The sequence below is a fragment of the Paramesorhizobium salinisoli genome (assembly GCF_003335045.1).
Taxonomy (GTDB): Bacteria; Pseudomonadota; Alphaproteobacteria; order Rhizobiales; family Rhizobiaceae; genus Paramesorhizobium; species Paramesorhizobium salinisoli.
On the sequence record NZ_QOZG01000003.1, the window covers coordinates 301032 to 320421 of the forward strand.

Consider the following 19390-nt stretch of genomic DNA (forward strand, 5'->3'; position numbering starts at 1 on the left):
CACCTGGACTAAGTCGGATACCACGACAGACGGACCAGCTAGTGGCAGAATATACGAACACTAAATCTAACCCTCAATCCTCCGGTTAACAGGATGGGGTTTTTTCTGCAATCTCAAAAATGTCTTGTACAATGAAAGTCCTGCCGGACAGTGGCAAATCTAAAACAATGCGCCGCTTTGGAGCGCACCGTATCCAATCGGACCAGCACTTTGAATGCCGCATAGTTTTATTCCGCATCGATCGCGATGGGAGAAATTATGCAGCAACCGACACAACTTCTGCGGCAGCTGAAGGCTGGGGTTCAGAACGTCTAGAAGAACTCGAGACTGACGCGGAACATCTGTTCCACATGCCGTACGGCTTCCGATGTCGCGAAGATAACCACCCGGTCCTTCGGCTTGATTCGCATCGAGCCGTCGGGCTTCAGCACCTTGCCGTCGCGGTATATGGCCCCGATGCGCAAACCATCCGGCAGGTCGAGATCACGCATGGGAGGACCGACCAGCGGCGACGTTTCCAGCGCTTCCGCCTCGATCACTTCGGCAAGCCCGCGGTGAACACTTTGCACTGCGCGAATTCGCCCGCGGCGGACATGCTGCAACACGCGCGAGATCGTCACCGTGCGTGGATTGATATAGGCGTCTATGCCCACCGTGCGGGTAAAACTCTGGTAGGCCGGATCGTTGATGAGCGCCAGATTGGCCTTGCAGCCAAGGCGCTTGGCCATGATGCTCGCCAGGATGTTGATCTGGTCCTGATTGGTGAGCGCCACCATCAGGTCGGCATCCTGGACATCGGCCTCCCGCAGCAGGTTTTGGTCGAGCGCGCTGCCATGCAGCACCATGGTCCGGCTCAGCTGATCAGCGATGGTCATAGCGCGACTGCGGTCAGCCTCGATGATCTTCATCTTGACGCGCGGCTGGCGCTCTTCAATGGTCTTGGCGACATAAAGGCCGACATTACCGCCGCCGGCGATGAGGATACGCGTCGCCTCCGGCTTCTCATGACCGAACAGCGCCAATGTGCGGCGCACTTGCTCGCGCGTCGTCACGACATAGGCCAGGTCGCCTGCGACAAGCTGGTCGGTGGAGTGGGGGATGAACAACTGATCGTTGCGCACGACGCCGACCACCGTTGACGGCAGATCGGGAAAAAGGTCGCTCAACTGTGCAAGCGGCGTGTTGATGACGGGGCATTCCTCCAGACATTCGATCGCAAGGACAACCACCTTGTCATCGACGAAACGCAGCACGTCCATCGCGCCGGGAAGTGCGATGCGCCGCAGCACCATCTCGCCCACTTCCAGTTCCGGTGAAATGATCACGTCGATCGGCATGTTCTCGCGAGAAAACAAGTCCTGATAATGGGCCTGGAGATAGGACTGGGCGCGTATACGCGCGATCTTGGTAGGAACGTTGAACAACGAATGCGCCACCTGACAAGCCACCATGTTGACTTCGTCATAGAGCGTCACGGCGATGATCATATCGGCTTCGTCGGCGCCTGCCGCCGCCAGAACATCCGGCTGTGAGCCGTGCCCGACAAAGCCGCGCACGTCGAGCGTGTCCTGTATCCGCTGAACGAGATCGGCCGATGTGTCAATCACGGAGATATTGTTGTTTTCCGCAGCCAAACGTTCGGCAATGCCGTAGCCGACCTGTCCCGCACCGCAGATGATAACACGCATATTATACCCCGAGGGACTTAAGCTTACGATGCAACGCGGAGCGTTCCATACCAACGAATTCCGCCGTACGCGAGATGTTTCCGCCGAAGCGGTTTATCTGTGCGATCAGATATTCCTTTTCGAACAGTTCCCGCGCTTCTCGCAATGGCAGCGCCATGATGTGCTGATCGGACTCCGTTGGCGCCCGCGGCAGCGAGTCGCCGATTTCCGCCGGCAAAAGGTCGGCCGTGATCAGGGCGTCCGGATCTTCGCTTCGCGCCAAGATCAGCAGGCGCTCCACATTGTTGCGTAGCTGGCGCACATTGCCCGGCCAGCTATGAGCCTGAAGGACAGCCATGGCGTCAGGTCCGATGCGGCGCGGCTTGATGCCTGCCTGTCCCGCGATCTGCTGCATGAAGACTTCGACAAGAACAGGGATATCTTCGCGTCGCGCCGCCAGCGCCGGAACCATGACCGGCACGACGGCCAGGCGGTGGAAGAGATCCTCGCGGAAACGTCCCTCGGCAATCATGCCTTCCAGATTCTGTGCCGTCGATGAAATGATCCGGACATCGACCTTGACCCGCTTCGTACCGCCGACGCGTTCGAACTGCTGATCGACGAGCACGCGCAGGATCTTGTTCTGCGTCTCGCGCGGCATGTCGGCGATCTCGTCCAGATAGAGAATGCCGCCATGCGCCTCCTCGAGCGCGCCGACCTTGCGCTCGCCGCCATCCATCTCCGTGCCGAAAAGCTCGATTTCCATGCGCTCCGGCGTGATCGTCGCCGCATTCACGGTGACGAAAGGTCCCCGCGCACGGTTTGAAAGGCCGTGAATGGCGCGAGCCACCATTTCCTTGCCGGAGCCGGAAGGTCCGAGGATCATTACACGGCTGTTGGTTGGCGCAACGCGTTCTATGGTCTGGCGCAACTGATTCATGGCGAGAGAGTTGCCATGCAGCTCCAGCGTGTCGCCACTGCGTTTGCGCAGGTCCGATACTTCGCGTCTCAGCTTGGAGTTCTCAAGCGCTCTTTCGGCAATGAGGATGAGGCGATCGGCCTTGAATGGCTTTTCGATGAAATCATAGGCGCCACGCCGGATGGCGGAAACCGCCGTTTCGATATTGCCGTGACCTGAAATCATCACCACTGGAAGCTCCGGGTGGCGGCTCTTCAGTTCATCGAGCAACGCCAGGCCGTCGAGCCGGCTCCCTTGCATCCATATATCGAGGAAGACCAGCCGCGGCACGCGGTCGTCGATCGCCGCCAGGGCACTGTCGGCATCGAAAGCTGTGCGCGTTTCATGGCCCTCGTCGCTCAGAATGCCGGCAACAAGCTCACGGATGTCCGCTTCGTCGTCCACTACCAAAATATCAGACGCCATTAGTTCACCTGTCCTGCCTTCGTATGGGTTTGCTCACCACTTGCTGTTTCCACCGCTGGAAAGATCATGCGGATCATTGCCCCCTTGCCCTCATGGAAATCCGACGGTGCGTCGTGCAACTCCATGTGGCCGCCATGCTCCTCAACGATCTTCTTGACGATGGCGAGACCGAGGCCTGTCCCCTTCTCGCGTGTCGTCATGTATGGTTCGAGAAGCCGCTGCCGGTTTTCCCCCGGCAAGCCCTTGCCATTGTCGATCACGTCGACAACGAGCGCGTCGTGTTCGCGGAACGCGCGGACCAGAATATGTCCGACGCCGCGCTCCTCTTTCGACACGGCATCAATCGCCTCGCTTGCGTTCTTGATGACATTGCCGAATGCCTGCCCAAGCAGTCGAGTATCGAAATCACCGATCAGCGGCTCATCGCTGAAAGCGTGTTCAAAGCGGATATCGTTACGGCTCACCTCGATCAGGAATGATGCCTCACGCAGCGCATCGCGCAGATCGATCGATTTAATCTCGGGCTTCGGCATGCGCGCAAAAGCCGAGAACTCATCGACCATGCGGCCGATGTCGCCCACCTGCCGGATAATGGTTTCAATACATTGGTCGAACACCGTGCGATCCTCGGTGATGACCTTGCCATAGCGCCTGCGTATCCGCTCCGCCGACAACTGAATCGGGGTAAGCGGGTTCTTGATCTCGTGCGCGATACGCCGCGCCACGTCCGCCCAGGCGGAGGAACGTTGTGCCTGGACGAGATCGGTGATGTCGTCCACCGTCACCACATAGGAATGTTCGTCCGACGCAGCATCTTCCACCGTGATCTGCACGTTGAACGTCCGCGAGGTACCGCCGCGCGTCATCGTTACCTGCTCGCGATGGACGGAACGCCGCGTCGCCCGCGTGATCTCGAATACATGTCCGAGTTCAGGCACGATCCCGCTCAGATCCTTGCCGATGGTCTCGTCCGTGTCGATACCGAACATCTGCTCCGCCGAGCGATTGACGATGCTGACCAGCCCATCGGTATCGATGCCGATGACACCGGCGGTCACGCCGGACAGAACGGCCTCTGAGAACCGCCGGCGCTCGTCGATCTGATCCTTCGCGGCAATCAGCTCGTTGCGCTGGCTTTTCAGCTCCGCCACCATATAGTTGAACGTGCCGGCCAACGCGCCGACATCGCCATCGGAGCTTCTGACCGGCACGGATATATCGAGATTGCCCGATGCCACATCGTCGGCAGCGCCAATCAAAAGGCGGATCGGACGAACCAATCGGTCGGCAACCGCAATGCCCGTCCAGATCGCCGAAAGCAGCACGACCAGCGTCAGGCCGAAATAGAGCAGCGCGAAGGCAATCTGCGTGGGAAGGCGGTTGGCTTCCATCTCCTGGTAGGATTGCCTGTTGGCTTTCATCAGTTTCATCGAATCCGTATATTTCGGTTCGACGGCCCGGATCGTATAGAGATAGGCGTCAGGTATCTGCCGCATCTTGATGATGGCGCCGACGAAATTGCTGTCGCCGGGCGGTATCATGACAGGAATTCCGTCCCTTGCCGTATGGAGCGTATTCGGCGGCGGTGGCGGCAGCCCGTTTTCAGTACCGAGATCGCTCTTGAGAATGATGTCGCCATTGTCGCGCAGCAAAAAAGCCCCGAGCAGTCCGCGCCCGCGCGCCTGCAGCGACAGCATTTTGACGAATCCGCTGGGATCGAGGCTATAGAGGGTACGCTGCGCGTCGAGATCCTGCAGCATTGAATAGGTCGAGCCCTGCAGGTTGCGGGCGGCCTCGTAGATGTAAGCGTCGGCGAGACTTTGCGAGGATTCGACGATTGTCCTGGTGTTCGTCTCGAACCAGCGGTCGAGACCGAGATTGAGCGTCACCGATGCGACGATAGCCACGATGATCGCGGGAACCGCGGCGATAAGACAGAAGAGCGCGACGATGCGCACGTGCAGCCTTGCCGCAGCCTTGCCATGTCCCCTCGCTTGAACGATGCGGTAGATCTCGCGGCAGATCAGCAGGATCAGGAACAGGATCAACGCCACATTGATCGTCATCAGCACCAGTGTGACGTTGCGGTCAGGTGTGATCGGCGTAAGATCGAGGAGAATAACGAAAGAAACGGTGGCAGTCACCAAAGCCAGGACGACGGTGATGATGCCCGGCAAAGCCAACAACTTGCGCCCCTCGCCATTACGCGAGGATCCGCTCAATCGTCCGAAGAGACTCACCGGGTTCAATGTCGCCATGCTCACCACGCTAACCGAATGCGTTGCACTGATGCAACGCATTGTGGCGAAAGTGCAACGCTTTTGATGAAGTCAGGGCTTATGCACTAAGGAATTGAGAAAATTTAACTGGTCTTTGAACCGCGATAGATATTCACGCCCAGTTCGCGGATTTTTTTGCGTAGGGTGTTGCGATTAAGCCCGAGAAGATCCGCGGCTTTGATCTGATTTCCGCGTGTCGCTGTGAGGCACGCGAGTATCAGCGGATATTCCATCTCGGTCAGCACGCGCTGGTATAGGCCGGGCGGTGGCAGGTCGGAGCCGAAGGATGTGAAATAGCGCTGCATGTTGAGCTCGACCGCCTGCGCAATCGTCATATCTTCCGAAACAAGCGATCCGCCGGCAGGCTCGGAGCCGTGCAGATCGGATTTCAGCTCTGCTTCGATGACCTCCGGCGTGATTTCTTCCTGCGGGTAAAGCGCCGCCAGACGCCGCACCATGTTCTCCAGTTCGCGAACATTGCCCGGCCAGGGATAACGACGCATCAGATCGAAGCCCGCCGTGGTGATGCGTTTTTCCGGCAGCCCATCCTTGACGGCCTGCTTGAAGAAATGCCGCACAAGGTCGGGAATATCCTCGCTGCGCTCGCGCAGCGGCGGCAGCCGCAGCGGCACCACGTTCAGACGATAATAGAGATCCTCCCGGAACAGGCCCTGATTGATCAGGGTTCGGAGATCCTTGTTGGTGGCCGCCACGATACGCACATCGGTCTTGATCGGCGTACGTCCGCCGACGGTCATGTATTCGCCCTGCTGGAGCACGCGCAGAAGACGTGTCTGTGCCTCCATGGGCATGTCGCCGATCTCGTCGAGAAACAGCGTGCCGCCATCGGCCTGTTCGAAGCGGCCGCTCGACCGGTTCTGCGCGCCGGTGAAGGCGCCCTTTTCATGGCCGAAAAGCTCTGATTCGATAAGATCGCGCGGTATGGCCGCCATGTTGATGGCGACGAACGGCCCCTTGCGGCGGCGGCCATATTCATGAAGCGCCCGGGCAACGAGTTCCTTGCCTGTGCCTGACTCGCCGGTGATCATCATCGTCAGATCGGTCTGCATCATGCGCGCCAGGACACGGTAGATATCCTGCATTGCCGGTGAACGGCCGACCAGTGGCATGGTGTCCGTCTGTTCCTCGGCAGGGTGCGCCTCGGGCTTTTTCTTCGGTTCCGCCAGGGCGCGGCCGACGATGCTGATCAGTTCCGTCAGGTCAAAGGGCTTCGGCAGGTATTCGTAGGCGCCAGCTTCGGAGGCCCGGATAGCCGTCATGAAGGTGTTTTGCGCACTCATCACGACAACGGGCAGGTCCGGACGCGATTTCTTGATGCGCGGCAGGAGATCGAAAGCGTTTTCATCCGGCATGACCACGTCGGTGACGACCAGATCGCCGTCGCCGCCCGAAATCCACCGCCAGAGCGTCGCTGCATTGGAGGTGACGCGCACGTCATAGCCGGCACGCGACAGCGCCTGGTTGAGGACCGTCCGGATCGCGGCATCATCATCGGCGACAAGTATGCTGCCAAGACTCATTCGTCAGTTCCTGTCGTATGGAGGGAAGAAGAACCACCTGTGTTGCTCTCGGGATCCTGCCCGCGCCATGCGGGCATCAGGATGCGAAACGTGGTGCGCCGCGACTGTGAATCGCATTCGATCACGCCACCATGATCGCCAACGATCTTGGCGACCAGGGCCAGGCCAAGCCCGGAGCCATTGGGCTTCGTCGTAACGAACGGATCGAACAGATGCGGCAGCATATCGGTCGGCACGCCAGGCCCGCTATCGTGCACGCAGAATTCGAGCGGCAACGCCACCCGGTCCCGCACGCCGGGCACGGAAAGCCGGATGCCCGGGCGATAGGCTGTCGAAAGCGTAATCTCGCCCGGCTCCTCATGGCCGATCGATTCGGCGGCATTTTTGACGAGGTTGAGAAAAATCTGCACCAGCTGGTCGCGGTTCGCAAAAACCGGCGGAAGCGATGGATCATAGTCCTCGTTGAATTTGATATGGCTGGCGAAGCCGTTGCGGGCGATGGCCTTTACATGATCGAGCACGACATGGATGTTGACCGCCTCGCGGTCGATCGGCCTTTCATCGGAAAAGACCTCCATGCGATCGACCAGCGAGACGATCCTGTCGGTCTCATCGGTGATCAGCCGCGTCAGCGAGCGGTCCTCGTCGCTGACGACGCTTTCGAGAAGTTGCGCAGCGCCACGAATGCCGGAGAGCGGGTTCTTGATCTCATGCGCCAGCATCGAGGCCAGGCCTGTGACCGAGCGCGCGGCTCCGCGGTGCGTCATCTGCCGGTCGAGTTTTTCGGCCATCGACTTTTCCTTGAAAAGAATGACGACAGAACCCGGAAATTCGTTCACCGGCGTTACATAGATGTCCACCACACGATCGTTGCCAAGCTTGGGCGAAGAAATATCGACGCGGTATTCGTTGACCGGCGAAGGGTTGGCCCGCACCTGCTCGACCAGCGCCTGAAGCGGGCTGCCGAACGGCAGAAAGGACTGCAACTTGTTGCGCGCCAGGATGTTTGAGCTCGAACGAAAGAACTGTTCCGCATCGGCATTGGCAAAGGAGATATAGCCTTCGGGATCAACCATGATGACGGGGTGGCTGATCGTATTGAGCACGATCGAGGCTACCGTTGCCTCTGGTCTGTCTGATAGCACGGAACTTTCGCGCGCGTTCATCACGCCACCTTCTTTAGTTCGGTTGATCGCGAGCGGGAAAGGGCCTGCCCGATTTTCTTGATGACAATCGACGAATTGTTTTCGGTCATGATTGCGGCGCGTTCGGCGGCGGAGAAATCGCTACCGGCATGTCGGTCCAGATACCAGCCGAGATGCTTGCGCGCGTGACGGGTGCCGGTGGAAGCACCATAATGATCGAGCATTGCTTCATAATGCGCGATCACATAGTCGCAGATTGTGTCCGGTTTGGCGGCCTGTTCCGACAATCCACAGGCAATCATGCCGGCAAGCCAGGGTTGGCCGTAGCTCCCTCGGCCGATCATCACCGCATCCGCGCCGGATCGAGCCAGAATTTCCTCGGCATCGGCCACGGACAACACATCGCCATTGGCAACCAGAGGGATACTGACCGCCTGCCGTACGGCGCGAATGGCGTCCCAGTCCGCCTTGCCTTCATAGAACTGGCAGCGTGTGCGGCCATGCACCGTCACCATCCGGATCCCGCCATCCTCGGCCCGGCGGGCCAGTTCCGGTGCGTTGATGCTGTGTTCGTCCCAGCCGAGCCGCATCTTCAAGGTGACGGGCACACGAACTGCCGCGACGGTTGCCTCGATGAGGGTCATCGCATGGTCGAGATCGCGCATCAGGGCCGATCCGGAATAGCCGCCCGTAACCTTCTTGGCGGGGCACCCCATGTTGATGTCGATGATATGCGCGCCTTCGGCTTCGGCAATGCGGGCTGCCTCACCCATCCAGTAAGCCTCCCGCCCGGCGATCTGCACCACATGCGTATCGAGCCCCTCGCCTTTCAGGCGCATCAGGCTTTCGCGGTCGCGCGAGCAAAGCTCCGCGCTCGCCACCATCTCCGAAACCACCATCCCGGCGCCCGCCGCCCAGGCAAGCTTTCGGAAGGGCAGATCCGAAACACCCGACATCGGCGCGAGAAACACCCGGTTGCGCAAACGGACATCGCCTACGTATAAAGCTTCACCCAGAATGGTCACGACGGCTGTGCCTGTTTCATGTGCATTTTTCCTGTCGCACAGTGTTTAGACAGGATGATGTCTTTCCGCAAGGAAAAGCAGCGTTGACAACGGATAGTATTGATTCCTTCTGGTGTTTGGACGCCACAGGCATTAATCGCAACTCGCTCTAGCATCAAATCATGACACAGAAGGCATAGGACCATCAAAGTAGCAGCCGTCATTGTCGCAGCCGGCCGGGGGGAACGGGCGGGACAGAGCACCGAAGGGCCGAAGCAATATCGCCGGATCGGCGGCGAAGCCGTGCTTTCGCATACGCTGCGGGCGTTTCTCGACTGTTCACATGTTGGCCTGATCGTATCTGTAATCCATCCGGAAGACCGGCATCTCTACGAACAGGCGACCGGCGCGGTTGGCGCACGGGCCATCACCGTTATCGGCGGTCCGACGCGGCAGGAATCGACCCGGCTGGGTTTACTGGCGCTGATCGAGCATCAGCCGGATTTCGTCCTGATTCATGATGGCGTGCGGCCGTTCATCGCGCAGGACTTGTTGCAGCGCATCGTCCAGACGCTGCATCCCGCAATCGGCGTGCTTCCGGCTCTCGCGGTTTCCGATACACTGAAGCAGGCGGGCCCGGATGCGCATGTGGTTGCCACGGTGCCGCGCGCCGGGCTTTACGCCGCGCAGACGCCGCAGGCGTTTCCGTTCGCACCCATTCTCGACGCCCATGAAGCCGCTTATCGCGCCGGGCGCTCGGATTTCACCGATGACGCCGCCATCGCCGAATGGCATGGCCTCGCCGTACGGGTAGTCGAGGGCTCGGCCGACAACACGAAACTCACCTGGGCGAAGGATATCGAAATGGCCGACAAGCGTTTTGCGCAGGATCATGGCGGATTTCCCGATATCCGGACCGGCAATGGCTATGATGTCCATGCCTTCGAGCCAGGCGATCATGTGACGCTGTGCGGCGTGGAAATACCCTACACATTGAAACTGTCAGGCCATTCGGATGCCGATGTCGGCTTGCATGCGCTGACGGATGCGTTGCTTGCCACGCGCGGCGCCGGCGATATCGGCACGCATTTCCCGCCGTCCGATCCGCAGTGGAAGGGCGCTGCCTCGCGCATCTTCGTCGAACATGCCGCGAGTATTGTCCGGCAGGCCGGCGGACGCATCGCCAATGCGGATATCACGCTGATTTGCGAAGCGCCGAAGATCGGCCCGCATCGCGAGGCGATGACCGCCTCCCTGTCGCAGATGCTGGGTATCGCTCCGGATCGCGTTTCGATCAAGGCGACCACCAATGAGAAGCTTGGCTTCGTCGGGCGCGGCGAAGGCATCGCCGCGATCGCCACGGCGACCGTCATCTATCCCGGCGAGGTGCCGGAATGAGCCTGATAGCCGAGGAAAAAGCCAAGGCGGTGCTGGATGCCTGCCGCCGGGACGGTATCATGCTGGCGACGGCAGAATCATGCACCGGCGGCCTTATCGCAGCCGCGCTGACCGACATAGCGGGATCGTCCGATGTGGTCGATCGCGGCTTTGTGACCTATTCCAACGCGGCCAAGGAAGAAATGATCGGCGTCCCCTCTCCGCTTATCGCGGAGTTCGGCGCGGTATCGAAGGAAGTGGCGCTGGCCATGGCCGAGGGCGCGCTCGCCCATTCGCGCGCTGGCATATCGGTCGCAGTCACGGGTATTGCCGGCCCCGGCGGCGGCACGCCGGAAAAGCCAGTGGGCCTCGTCCATATCACAGCAATGCGTGAGAGCGGTACGGTGCTTCACCGCGAATGCCGCTTCGGCGACCTAGGACGCGACGGCATCCGCCATGCAACGGTGATTGCGGCGCTCGACCTGATGCTCGAAATCCTGGCCGCCTAACCGTAAATCGTGTCGGCGCGCCGCTCGAAAGCTTCAGTGAACTTGCGGAAGGCGAGGTCAAACATTGTCCCCATCAGCAGGCCGAGTGTCCGGCTTTTGAATTCGTAATCGATATAGAACTCGATCTCGCAGGACGCACCGTCGCCGATGGGCCGGAAAGCCCAGCGATTGTCGAGATAACGGAACGGCCCGTTGATATATTTCACGTCGATGATGTTTTCTTCCGGGTTGAGAAACACCTGGCTGGTGAACGTTTCCCGAATCAGCTTGTAGCCGACTGTCATGTCGGCAACGAGCAATGTCCTTGCGTCGCGTTCCTTGCGCGAGCGTACCGTCAGCGCCTCGCACATGGGGAGGAACTCAGGGTATTTCTCGACATCGGCCACGAGCGCGAACATTTCCTCCGCCCGGTGCCGGACCTGCCGTATCGTGGTGAACTGGGGCATGCGGTATCAGGCCTGTCCGGAAATATGCGCTTCACGTGCCGCCTTGAGCTTGGCGAAATCCTCTCCGGCGTGGTGCGAGGAACGGGTCAGCGGGCTCGACGCCACCAACAGGAACCCCTTGGTCCGCCCTATGGTTTCGTAGGATTTGAATTCCTCCGGCGTGACGAAGCTGATGACCGGATGGTGCTTGCGCGACGGCTGGAGATATTGGCCGATGGTCATGAAATCCACGTCGGCCGAGCGAAGGTCGTCCATCAGCTGCAGCACTTCGTTACGCTCCTCGCCCAGGCCAAGCATGATGCCGGATTTGGTGAAGATCGTTGGATCGAGCTCCTTGACCCGCTGCAAAAGCCGGATCGAATGGAAATAGCGGGCGCCGGGACGCACTTTCAGATAGTTCGACGGTACGGTCTCAAGATTATGGTTGAACACGTCGGGCCTTGCTTTGACCACGATTTCCAGCGCGCCATCCTTGCGCAGGAAATCCGGCGTGAGGATTTCGATCGTGGTTTTAGGCGTCGCTGCCCGGATCGCATGGATGACATCGGCGAAATGCTGCGCACCGCCATCGTCGAGATCGTCGCGGTCTACCGACGTAATGACCACATGCGAGAGGCCCATCTGCTTGACGGCCTTGGCGACATTCTCCGGCTCATTGGGGTCGAGCGCCGTCGGAATGCCGGTCGCGACATTGCAGAAGGCGCAGGCGCGGGTGCATATCTCGCCCATGATCATAAAGGTGGCGTGCTTCTTGTCCCAGCATTCCCCGATATTCGGGCAGCCAGCCTCTTCGCAGACGGTAACGAGGTTGTGCGAACGCACGATCTCACGCGTTTCGCCATAGCCCTTTGACGTAGGCGCCTTCACACGGATCCAATCCGGCTTCTTCAGAATCTCGGAATCCGGCCGGTGCGCCTTTTCGGGATGACGGACGCGCTTTTCTTCAGAAAGGATCGTCCTGTCGAGAACGGTAACCATCAAAAACCTGCCTTCAGCCGCGCCTGTTCAGTGGGATCGTCAGTTGCGCACGAGTTTGGCGACGAACAGCAAAATACAGGAACCCACGAAACCCTGCACCAGATAACCGAGCCATCCGCTTGCGACATGAATATTCGCGCTATCGAAGATAGCGTTGGCGAGCAACGCGCCGATGATGCCGATCACGATATTCATGAAGACACCGAAGCGAAGTCCGATCAGGATGCCGGCAAGCCAGCCTGCCAAGCCGCCAATGATAATCGCTGCAATCCAACCCACGCCCATCTGAATACCTCGTCCCAAGCAAGAATAATTGTCACAAAAGATATGGGGGATTATCCGCCCATTGGCAATGCTGCGGCATGATCGCGAAAAGTTGAGGGCTTTTCACGATCATGCGGGTCTTAAACTAAGCGTTCAACGCCCGTCCATAGGCGTCCAGCACACTTTCCTTCATCGTCTCCGAAATGGTCGGATGCGGGAATATCGTGTGGATCAGCTCTTCTTCCGTCGTCTCCAGATTCATCGCGATCACGAAGCCCTGAATCAGTTCCGTGACTTCCGCACCTACCATGTGGGCGCCGATGAGTTCGCCCGTCTTCTTGTCGAAGATGGTCTTCACCAGACCCTGATCCTCGCCGAGCGCGATCGCCTTGCCGTTTGCGACGAAGGGGAAGCGGCCGACGCGGATGTCACGGCCCTCGGCCTTGGCCTTCGCCTCGGTGAGCCCCACCGAAGCGACCTGGGGGTGGCAATAGGTGCAGCCAGGGATCTTCAGCTTGTCCATGGGGTGGACGTTCGGCAGGCCGGCGATCTTTTCGATGCAGATGACTGCCTCATGCTCGGCCTTGTGAGCGAGCAGCGGCGGGCCAGCGACGTCACCGATCGCATAGATGCCCGGCACATTGGTCTTGCCATAACCGTCGATGGCGATAAAGCCGCGATCGGTCTTCACACCGACGGCCTCAAGACCGATACCCTCGATATTGGCTTGCACGCCGACGGCGGAGATCATCCGGTCAGCTGTGATCTTCTCCGTCGTGCCATCCTTCTTTTCGATGGTGGCGGTGATGGAGTTGGCGCCCTTCTCCACCTTGGCGACCTTGGCCTCCAGAATGATCTTCATGCCCTGGCGCTCGAATTGCTTCTTGGCCAGCGCGGAGATTTCCGCGTCCTCGACCGGCATGACCTGGTTCATGATCTCGACGACCGTGACCTCGACGCCCATGGTGCGGTAGAAGCTCGCGAATTCGATACCGATTGCGCCGGAACCCATGACGAGCAACGACTTCGGCATTTCTTCCGGCTTCATCGCCTCGAAATAGGTCCAGATCAGCTTGCCGTCCGGCTCGATTCCGGGAAGCGCGCGCGGGCGGGCGCCAGTGGCGATGATGATGTGCTTGGCGGTATAGGTACCCTCGCCCAACGTGTTCTTGGGAACTGGTCCGACCGGCTCGACCGGCTTCTTGGTGGACTTGGATACGACGACTTCACCGGGCTTGGTAATCCTGGCTTCACCCCAGATGATGTCGACCTTGTTCTTCTTGAACAGGAAGCCGACGCCATTGTTCATGCGGTGCGCGATGCCGCGCGAGCGGGCGACGATCGCCTTGATGTCGGGCGTGATGGAGCCTTCCAGGGTCAGGCCGTAATCCTTGCCGTGCTGGGCGGTGTGCAACACGTCGGCCGAGCGCAACAGCGCCTTGGTCGGAATGCAGCCCCAGTTCGAGCAGATGCCGGCGAGGTGCTCGCGCTCGACGACCGCCACCTTGAGCCCCAGTTGGGCGGCGCGGATGGCGGCGATGTAGCCTCCCGGACCCGAACCGATAACAATGACGTCGTAATTGTTTGCCACCGCGTTTCTCCTTGGTCCTGTTTGTTTTAGAGCACAATCCGATTTGACGGAATCAAACCAGGCGCTCTAAATTTCTGTCTTTGCGCATGATCTCGTCCGAAAAGTCTGCAACTTTTCGGGATCATGCTCTAGAGGCCGAGCATCACGCGCACAATCGGTGCAAGCGCACGCCCCAGGGCCTTCGTATTGTTCGCATCCATATGGATGCCGTCGATCGGCGTGGTCTTGGCCACCTGCGCGGCATCGAAGAAACCACAGCCCGTCTCATCCGCCATGTCGGCATAGAGGATCGCGAGCTTGCGTGATTCAGCGACGCCACCGGTCAACAGGGCGGCGAAATCAGGATTAGCCGTCTCGCTGATATGCGGCGGCGCGACGATTAGAACGTCAGGTGTCTCAGCCTCGCCAAAATACGGGTGCCTGTGGACGATATCAACCAGGCGCCGCATGCCCTGCTTCGCGCCAAGCGCGCTACCCGATATGAACGGTTTCATGTCGTTGGTGCCGAGCATGATGATGACGAGGTCGAGCGGCGCATGGGTGCCCAGAATGGTCGGCAGCACCCTCGCCCCGTTGCGATCCTCCGCCGCGACATGATCGTCGAAGGCGGTTGTCCGTCCGTTGAGGCCTTCGGCAATCACGCGAACCTGACCGCCGAACGTATCCTGCAGCACCGATGGCCACCGATCCTCAAAGGCATGACGCCCCGGCCCGGGGGCGTCATAACCCCAGGTCAGAGAATCGCCGTAGCAGAGGACGGTTTTCATGATCCCGTCAGACCAGCATGCCCATCGGATTCTCGATGCGCCGCTTGAAGGCCTGGGCCAGTTCCGCCGCGAGAGCACCGTCAACGGCGCGATGGTCGGTCGAAAGCGTCACGGACATGACGTTGGCGACCTTGATCTCGCCGTTCTTCACCACGGCACGCTGCTCGCCCGCCCCGATGGCGAAGATCGTGGCGTGCGGTGGATTGATGATCGCTGCAAAGTCCTTCACGCCGAACATGCCGAGATTGGAAACCGAGGTCGTGCCGCCCTGATATTCCTCGGGCTTCAGCTTGCGCTCGCGCGCGCGCTTGGCAAGATCCTTCATCTCGTTGGAAATAACGGAAAGCGACTTTTCGTCGGCGCGCCGCACAATCGGCGTGATCAGCCCGCCGGGGATCGATACGGCGACGCCGACATCGGCGTGCTTGTGCTTGACCATGTTGGCGTCAGTCCAGGAGACATTCGCCTCCGGGATGTCGCGAAGCGCCAGCGCCGTCGCCTTGATGATGAGATCGTTGACCGAAAGCTTGAAGGCGGGAACCTCACCGTTTTCCGTCTTCTTGAGTGGCGCCGACGCATTGATCTGCGCGCGCAGCGCCAGAAGCGCGTCGAGTTCGCAGTCGATCGTCAGGTAGAAATGCGGAATGCTGAGCTTCGATTCCAGCAGACGGCGGGCGATCGTCTTGCGCATGCCGTCATGGGCAACGAGTTCGTAGGAGCCTTCTTCGAAGAGCTTGAGCACGGCATCGTCCGAAACCGGCTTGGCCGCGCCCGGCTGCTGAGCCGCACCGGCAGAAGCCTGTTTGGCGCCGCCGCCCGAGATGGCCGCTTCCACGTCCTTCCTGACCACGCGCCCATGCGGGCCTGAACCCGTGACACGTGCAATATCGACGCCAGCTTCCTTGGCGATGCGACGGGCGAGCGGCGAAGAGAAGACACGCGAGCCGTCGGCTTGCGCTGCAGGCGCGGGAGCGGCTTTGGGTTGCTCCTGCTTCGCCTGCTCGGCCGGCTTTGCCTCAGGGGCGGGCGAGGATTTCTCCTCGGCCTTCGGTGCCTCGGCCTTGGCCGGAGCGGCGCTATCACCCCCCTTGGCTGCGGCCGCGACGTCCTCGCCTTCCTCGGCCAGAACGGCGATCAGCGCATTGACCTTGACGCCTTCGGTGCCGGCAGGCACCACAATTTTGGCGACAGTGCCTTCATCGACGGCTTCGACTTCCATCGTCGCCTTGTCGGTTTCGATCTCGGCGATCACATCGCCCGGCGCAACCTTGTCGCCTTCCTTGACCAGCCATTTGGCCAGATTGCCCTCTTCCATCGTCGGGGAAAGGGCCGGCATGGTGATATTGATCGGCATGTCCTGATCCTTCCCTTAAGCGGTGTAGGTTACGGCTTTTACCGCCTCGACGACTTCAGCAACAGTCGGCAGCGCCAGCTTTTCGAGATTGGCGGCATAGGGCATCGGAACATCCTTGCCCGCGATGGTGATCACCGGAGCGTCGAGATAATCGAATGCCTGCTGCATGATGCGCGCTGCGATCTCGGTTCCGACGGAGGATTGCGGGAAGCCTTCCTCGATCGTCACGCAACAGCCCGTCTTCTTGACCGATTCGATTACCGTTGGCAGATCCATCGGGCGGATCGTCCTGAGGTCGATGATCTCCGCATCGATGCCGAGACCGGCGAGTTCTTCGGCGGCCTTGACCGCATAGGTCATGCCGATGCCGAAGGAAACCAATGTCACATCCTTGCCCGTCTTGTGGATGCGCGCCTTGCCGATCGGTAGCACGAAATCGTCCATTTTCGGCACATCGAAGCTGTGGCCGTAAAGGATTTCGTTTTCGAGGAAGATGACAGGGTTCGGGTCGCGGATCGCTGCCTTGAGCAGGCCCTTGGCGTCGGCGGCAGTGTAAGGCATCACCACCTTGAGCCCCGGAATATGGCTGTACCAGGCGGCATAGCATTGCGAGTGCTGGGCCCCGACGCGCGCGGCGGCGCCGCTTGGCCCGCGGAACACGATGGGCGCGCCCATCTGGCCGCCTGACATATAAAGCGTCTTCGCCGCCGAATTGACGATCTGGTCGATCGCCTGCATAGCGAAATTGAAGGTCATGAATTCGACGATCGGGCGAAGCCCGGCCATTGCAGCGCCGACGCCGACGCCGGCAAAGCCATGCTCGGTGATCGGCGTATCGACCACGCGGCGCGGACCGAATTCGTCAAGCAACCCTTGAGTGATCTTATAGGCGCCCTGATATTCCGCGACTTCCTCGCCCATGATGAAAACATCGGGGTCCCGGCGCATTTCCTCGGCCATCGCGTCGCGCAGCGCTTCGCGGACCGTCGTCTTCACCATTTCAGTGCCTTGCGGGATATCGGGATCGGCGGCGACATCCACCTTCGGCTGGGCTGGTACCTTGCTGTCGGTGGCGCTCGATGGCTCGTCAGCTGACTGACGCGCTTTGCCGCCTGCAGCCTCCGATGTGGCCGCAGGCGTGTCCGCGTCCGCCTTTGGTGCAGATGCTGCAGCGGAACCAATGGAACCGGCGCTCTCGCCCTCGGCGAGCAGCACGGCGATAGGCGTGTTGACCTTCACATTATCCGTGCCTTCGGCGACAAGGATCTTGCCAATCGTGCCCTCGTCGACAGCTTCCACTTCCATCGTGGCCTTGTCGGTCTCGATTTCGGCGATGACGTCACCGGAGGTAACGGCGTCACCCTCCTTCTTCAGCCATTTCGATAATTTGCCCTCTTCCATCGTCGGCGAGAGCGCAGGCATGAGAATCTCTACAGGCATGTCTACACCCTCCCCTTAGAGCAAGATATCGGTATAAAGTTCGGATACATCAGGTTCAGGATCCGTCTGGGCGAAATCCGCCGCATCGGCGACGATGTCGCGAACCTCTTTGTCGATGGCTTTCAATTCGTCCTCGCTCGACCAACCCTTTTCGATGAGCCGGAACTTCACCTGCTCGATCGGGTCATGTTCGGAACGCATCTTCTGAACTTCATCCTTGGTACGGTATTTCGCGGGGTCGGACATGGAATGACCGCGATAGCGGTAGGTCTGCATCTCGAGAATGATCGGTCCCTTGCCGGAGCGCGCCCATTCGGTCGCCTCGTCACCGGCGGCCTTCACCGCGCGCACATCCATGCCATCGACCTGGATGCCGGGGATATTGAAGGAAAGTCCGCGGCGCGAGAAATCCGTCTCGGCGGAAGCGCGCGAAACCGAGGTGCCCATCGCATAGCGATTGTTCTCGATGATATACACGACCGGCAGCTTCCACAGCGCAGCCATGTTGAAGCTCTCGTAGACCTGGCCCTGATTGGCCGCGCCGTCGCCGAAATAGGTCAGCGAGACATTGTCGTTACCACGATATTTGTTGGCAAACGCCAGCCCTGTGCCGAGCGGAACCTGCGCGCCGACGATGCCGTGGCCGCCATAGAAATGCTTTTCCTTGGAGAACATATGCATGGAACCGCCCTTCCCCTTGGAAAGGCCGCCGCGCCGCCCGGTCAGTTCCGCCATGACGCCGCGCGGGCTCATGCCGGTGGCGAGCATATGGCCGTGATCGCGATAGGCGGTGATCACTTCGTCGCCCGGCTTCAGCGCAAGCTGCATGCCGACGACGACGGCTTCCTGGCCGATGTAAAGGTGACAGAAACCGCCGATGAAGCCCATGCCGTAAAGCTGGCCCGCTTTTTCCTCGAAGCGCCGGATCAGCAGCATTTCGCGATAGGCGTTGAGTTCCTGTTCGCGGTCAAAATTGGCCGGCTTTGGTGCCTTGGGTGCGTTTGATGAAGCCGCCTGCGTTTTAGACGCAGGAGCTTGTTTAGCCCTCGGTGCCATATCTCACTCCCTGTTATGGTTGGTGCGAAGGATAAACGTGCCTCGCCCAAGATACAATATGCATGGGGAGCATAGCTGCTATGAGAATAAGGTCTTAAAAATACTAGATAAAAAGGATATTAACTGGAATTCAGTTAATATGCTGACGGTGGACGGGGTAACATAATCGTCACCTCATCCGGACGCGAAAGATTCAGCGCCCGACGCGCCTGCTCGTCCAGCATGTCCTTTTCGATGGAGCCATCACGCACGAGCGCCACCTCGCGTTCCAGCGCAATCCGCTGCCCGGTAAGTGTCGCAAGCTGATCGTTCATGATCTTTACCTGCTCCTCGAGCCTCATCCGGGAATAAAGCCCGTATTCGCCATGATAGGCGTGGAAGCCGAAATAGGAGAGGAATGCGGCGGCGAGAGCCGGCACGATAAATCGCCCACGAATGGATTTGCGCTTCTGTTTTGTCCACATGATTTCCCGAACCTTCGGGAACCACAGAAACATTGTTTTGCTTAACAGATGCTTACATTCGCAATGCCTGATGTAAAATGGTGAGCAATTCGCCGAGGCCATGACAGCGAAACTGCAGCCGCGC

General features: G+C 59.7%; 17 protein-coding genes. 2 read left to right on the plus strand and 15 right to left on the minus strand.

Features of this window, described 5'->3' with window-relative positions; translation table 11 throughout:
- Positions 1-311 precede the first annotated feature (311 nt).
- The 6 genes from trkA to dusB all read right to left on the minus strand — a co-directional run bounded on the left by trkA (position 312) and on the right by dusB (position 8972).
- Positions 312-1688, minus strand: coding sequence for a Trk system potassium transporter TrkA (gene trkA, locus DUT91_RS08405; RefSeq protein ID WP_114439922.1), 1377 nt, complete (start codon positions 1686-1688; stop codon positions 312-314).
- Position 1689: 1 nt separating this feature from the next.
- Positions 1690-3051 (minus strand): nitrogen assimilation response regulator NtrX, encoded by a 1362-nt coding sequence (gene ntrX / locus DUT91_RS08410; protein WP_114439923.1) that lies wholly within the window; start codon positions 3049-3051, stop codon positions 1690-1692.
- Positions 3051-5351 (minus strand): sensor histidine kinase NtrY-like, encoded by a 2301-nt coding sequence (locus tag DUT91_RS08415; protein ID WP_114439924.1) that lies wholly within the window; start codon positions 5349-5351, stop codon positions 3051-3053. The genes ntrX and DUT91_RS08415 overlap by 1 nt, the downstream gene beginning before the upstream one ends.
- A gap of 62 nt (positions 5352-5413) precedes the next feature.
- The gene (ntrC, locus tag DUT91_RS08420; protein ID WP_114439925.1) at positions 5414-6871 is read right to left on the minus strand and encodes a nitrogen regulation protein NR(I); all 1458 of its coding nucleotides are present in this window, start codon (positions 6869-6871) and stop codon (positions 5414-5416) included.
- Positions 6868-8037: a two-component system sensor histidine kinase NtrB gene (locus DUT91_RS08425; RefSeq protein ID WP_114439926.1), complete on the minus strand. Its 1170-nt coding sequence runs from the start codon at positions 8035-8037 to the stop codon at positions 6868-6870. The genes ntrC and DUT91_RS08425 overlap by 4 nt, the downstream gene beginning before the upstream one ends.
- Positions 8037-8972, minus strand: coding sequence for a tRNA dihydrouridine synthase DusB (gene dusB, locus DUT91_RS08430; RefSeq protein ID WP_114440178.1), 936 nt, complete (start codon positions 8970-8972; stop codon positions 8037-8039). Before dusB ends, DUT91_RS08425 begins: the two co-directional genes overlap by 1 nt.
- 252 nt (positions 8973-9224) lie before the next feature.
- Here dusB and DUT91_RS08435 point away from each other — a divergent pair, with 252 nt between their 5' ends.
- Entirely contained in the window at positions 9225-10418 is a 1194-nt protein-coding gene (locus DUT91_RS08435; RefSeq protein WP_114439927.1) for a bifunctional 2-C-methyl-D-erythritol 4-phosphate cytidylyltransferase/2-C-methyl-D-erythritol 2,4-cyclodiphosphate synthase, read from the plus strand.
- Positions 10415-10906: a CinA family protein gene (locus DUT91_RS08440; RefSeq protein WP_114439928.1), complete on the plus strand. Its 492-nt coding sequence runs from the start codon at positions 10415-10417 to the stop codon at positions 10904-10906. The genes DUT91_RS08435 and DUT91_RS08440 overlap by 4 nt, the downstream gene beginning before the upstream one ends.
- Here the strand turns inward: DUT91_RS08440 and DUT91_RS08445 are convergent.
- The 9 genes from DUT91_RS08445 to DUT91_RS08485 form a co-directional block, all read right to left on the minus strand.
- Positions 10903-11352 (minus strand): type II toxin-antitoxin system RatA family toxin, encoded by a 450-nt coding sequence (locus tag DUT91_RS08445; protein ID WP_114439929.1) that lies wholly within the window; start codon positions 11350-11352, stop codon positions 10903-10905. The genes DUT91_RS08440 and DUT91_RS08445 overlap by 4 nt on opposite strands.
- A gap of 6 nt (positions 11353-11358) precedes the next feature.
- Entirely contained in the window at positions 11359-12330 is a 972-nt protein-coding gene (gene lipA / locus DUT91_RS08450; protein ID WP_114439930.1) for a lipoyl synthase, read from the minus strand.
- 39 nt (positions 12331-12369) lie between these two features.
- The gene (locus DUT91_RS08455) at positions 12370-12615 is read right to left on the minus strand and encodes a GlsB/YeaQ/YmgE family stress response membrane protein (RefSeq protein WP_114439931.1); all 246 of its coding nucleotides are present in this window, start codon (positions 12613-12615) and stop codon (positions 12370-12372) included.
- 124 nt (positions 12616-12739) lie between these two features.
- Entirely contained in the window at positions 12740-14185 is a 1446-nt protein-coding gene (gene lpdA / locus DUT91_RS08460; protein WP_114439932.1) for a dihydrolipoyl dehydrogenase, read from the minus strand.
- 128 nt (positions 14186-14313) lie between these two features.
- Positions 14314-14952, minus strand: a complete 639-nt coding sequence (locus DUT91_RS08465) for an SGNH/GDSL hydrolase family protein (RefSeq protein WP_114439933.1) — start codon at positions 14950-14952, stop codon at positions 14314-14316.
- 7 nt (positions 14953-14959) lie between these two features.
- On the minus strand, positions 14960-16306 hold the full coding sequence (locus DUT91_RS08470; protein ID WP_114439934.1) for a pyruvate dehydrogenase complex dihydrolipoamide acetyltransferase: 1347 nt from the start codon (positions 16304-16306) through the stop codon (positions 14960-14962).
- A gap of 15 nt (positions 16307-16321) precedes the next feature.
- Complete coding sequence (locus DUT91_RS08475) at positions 16322-17746, minus strand: pyruvate dehydrogenase complex E1 component subunit beta (RefSeq protein WP_114439935.1); 1425 nt, start codon at positions 17744-17746, stop codon at positions 16322-16324.
- Between the two features lie 15 nt (positions 17747-17761).
- Positions 17762-18802, minus strand: coding sequence for a pyruvate dehydrogenase (acetyl-transferring) E1 component subunit alpha (gene pdhA / locus DUT91_RS08480; RefSeq protein ID WP_114439936.1), 1041 nt, complete (start codon positions 18800-18802; stop codon positions 17762-17764).
- A gap of 134 nt (positions 18803-18936) precedes the next feature.
- Positions 18937-19266, minus strand: coding sequence for an FtsB family cell division protein (locus DUT91_RS08485; RefSeq protein ID WP_114440179.1), 330 nt, complete (start codon positions 19264-19266; stop codon positions 18937-18939).
- Positions 19267-19390: the final 124 nt, after the last annotated feature.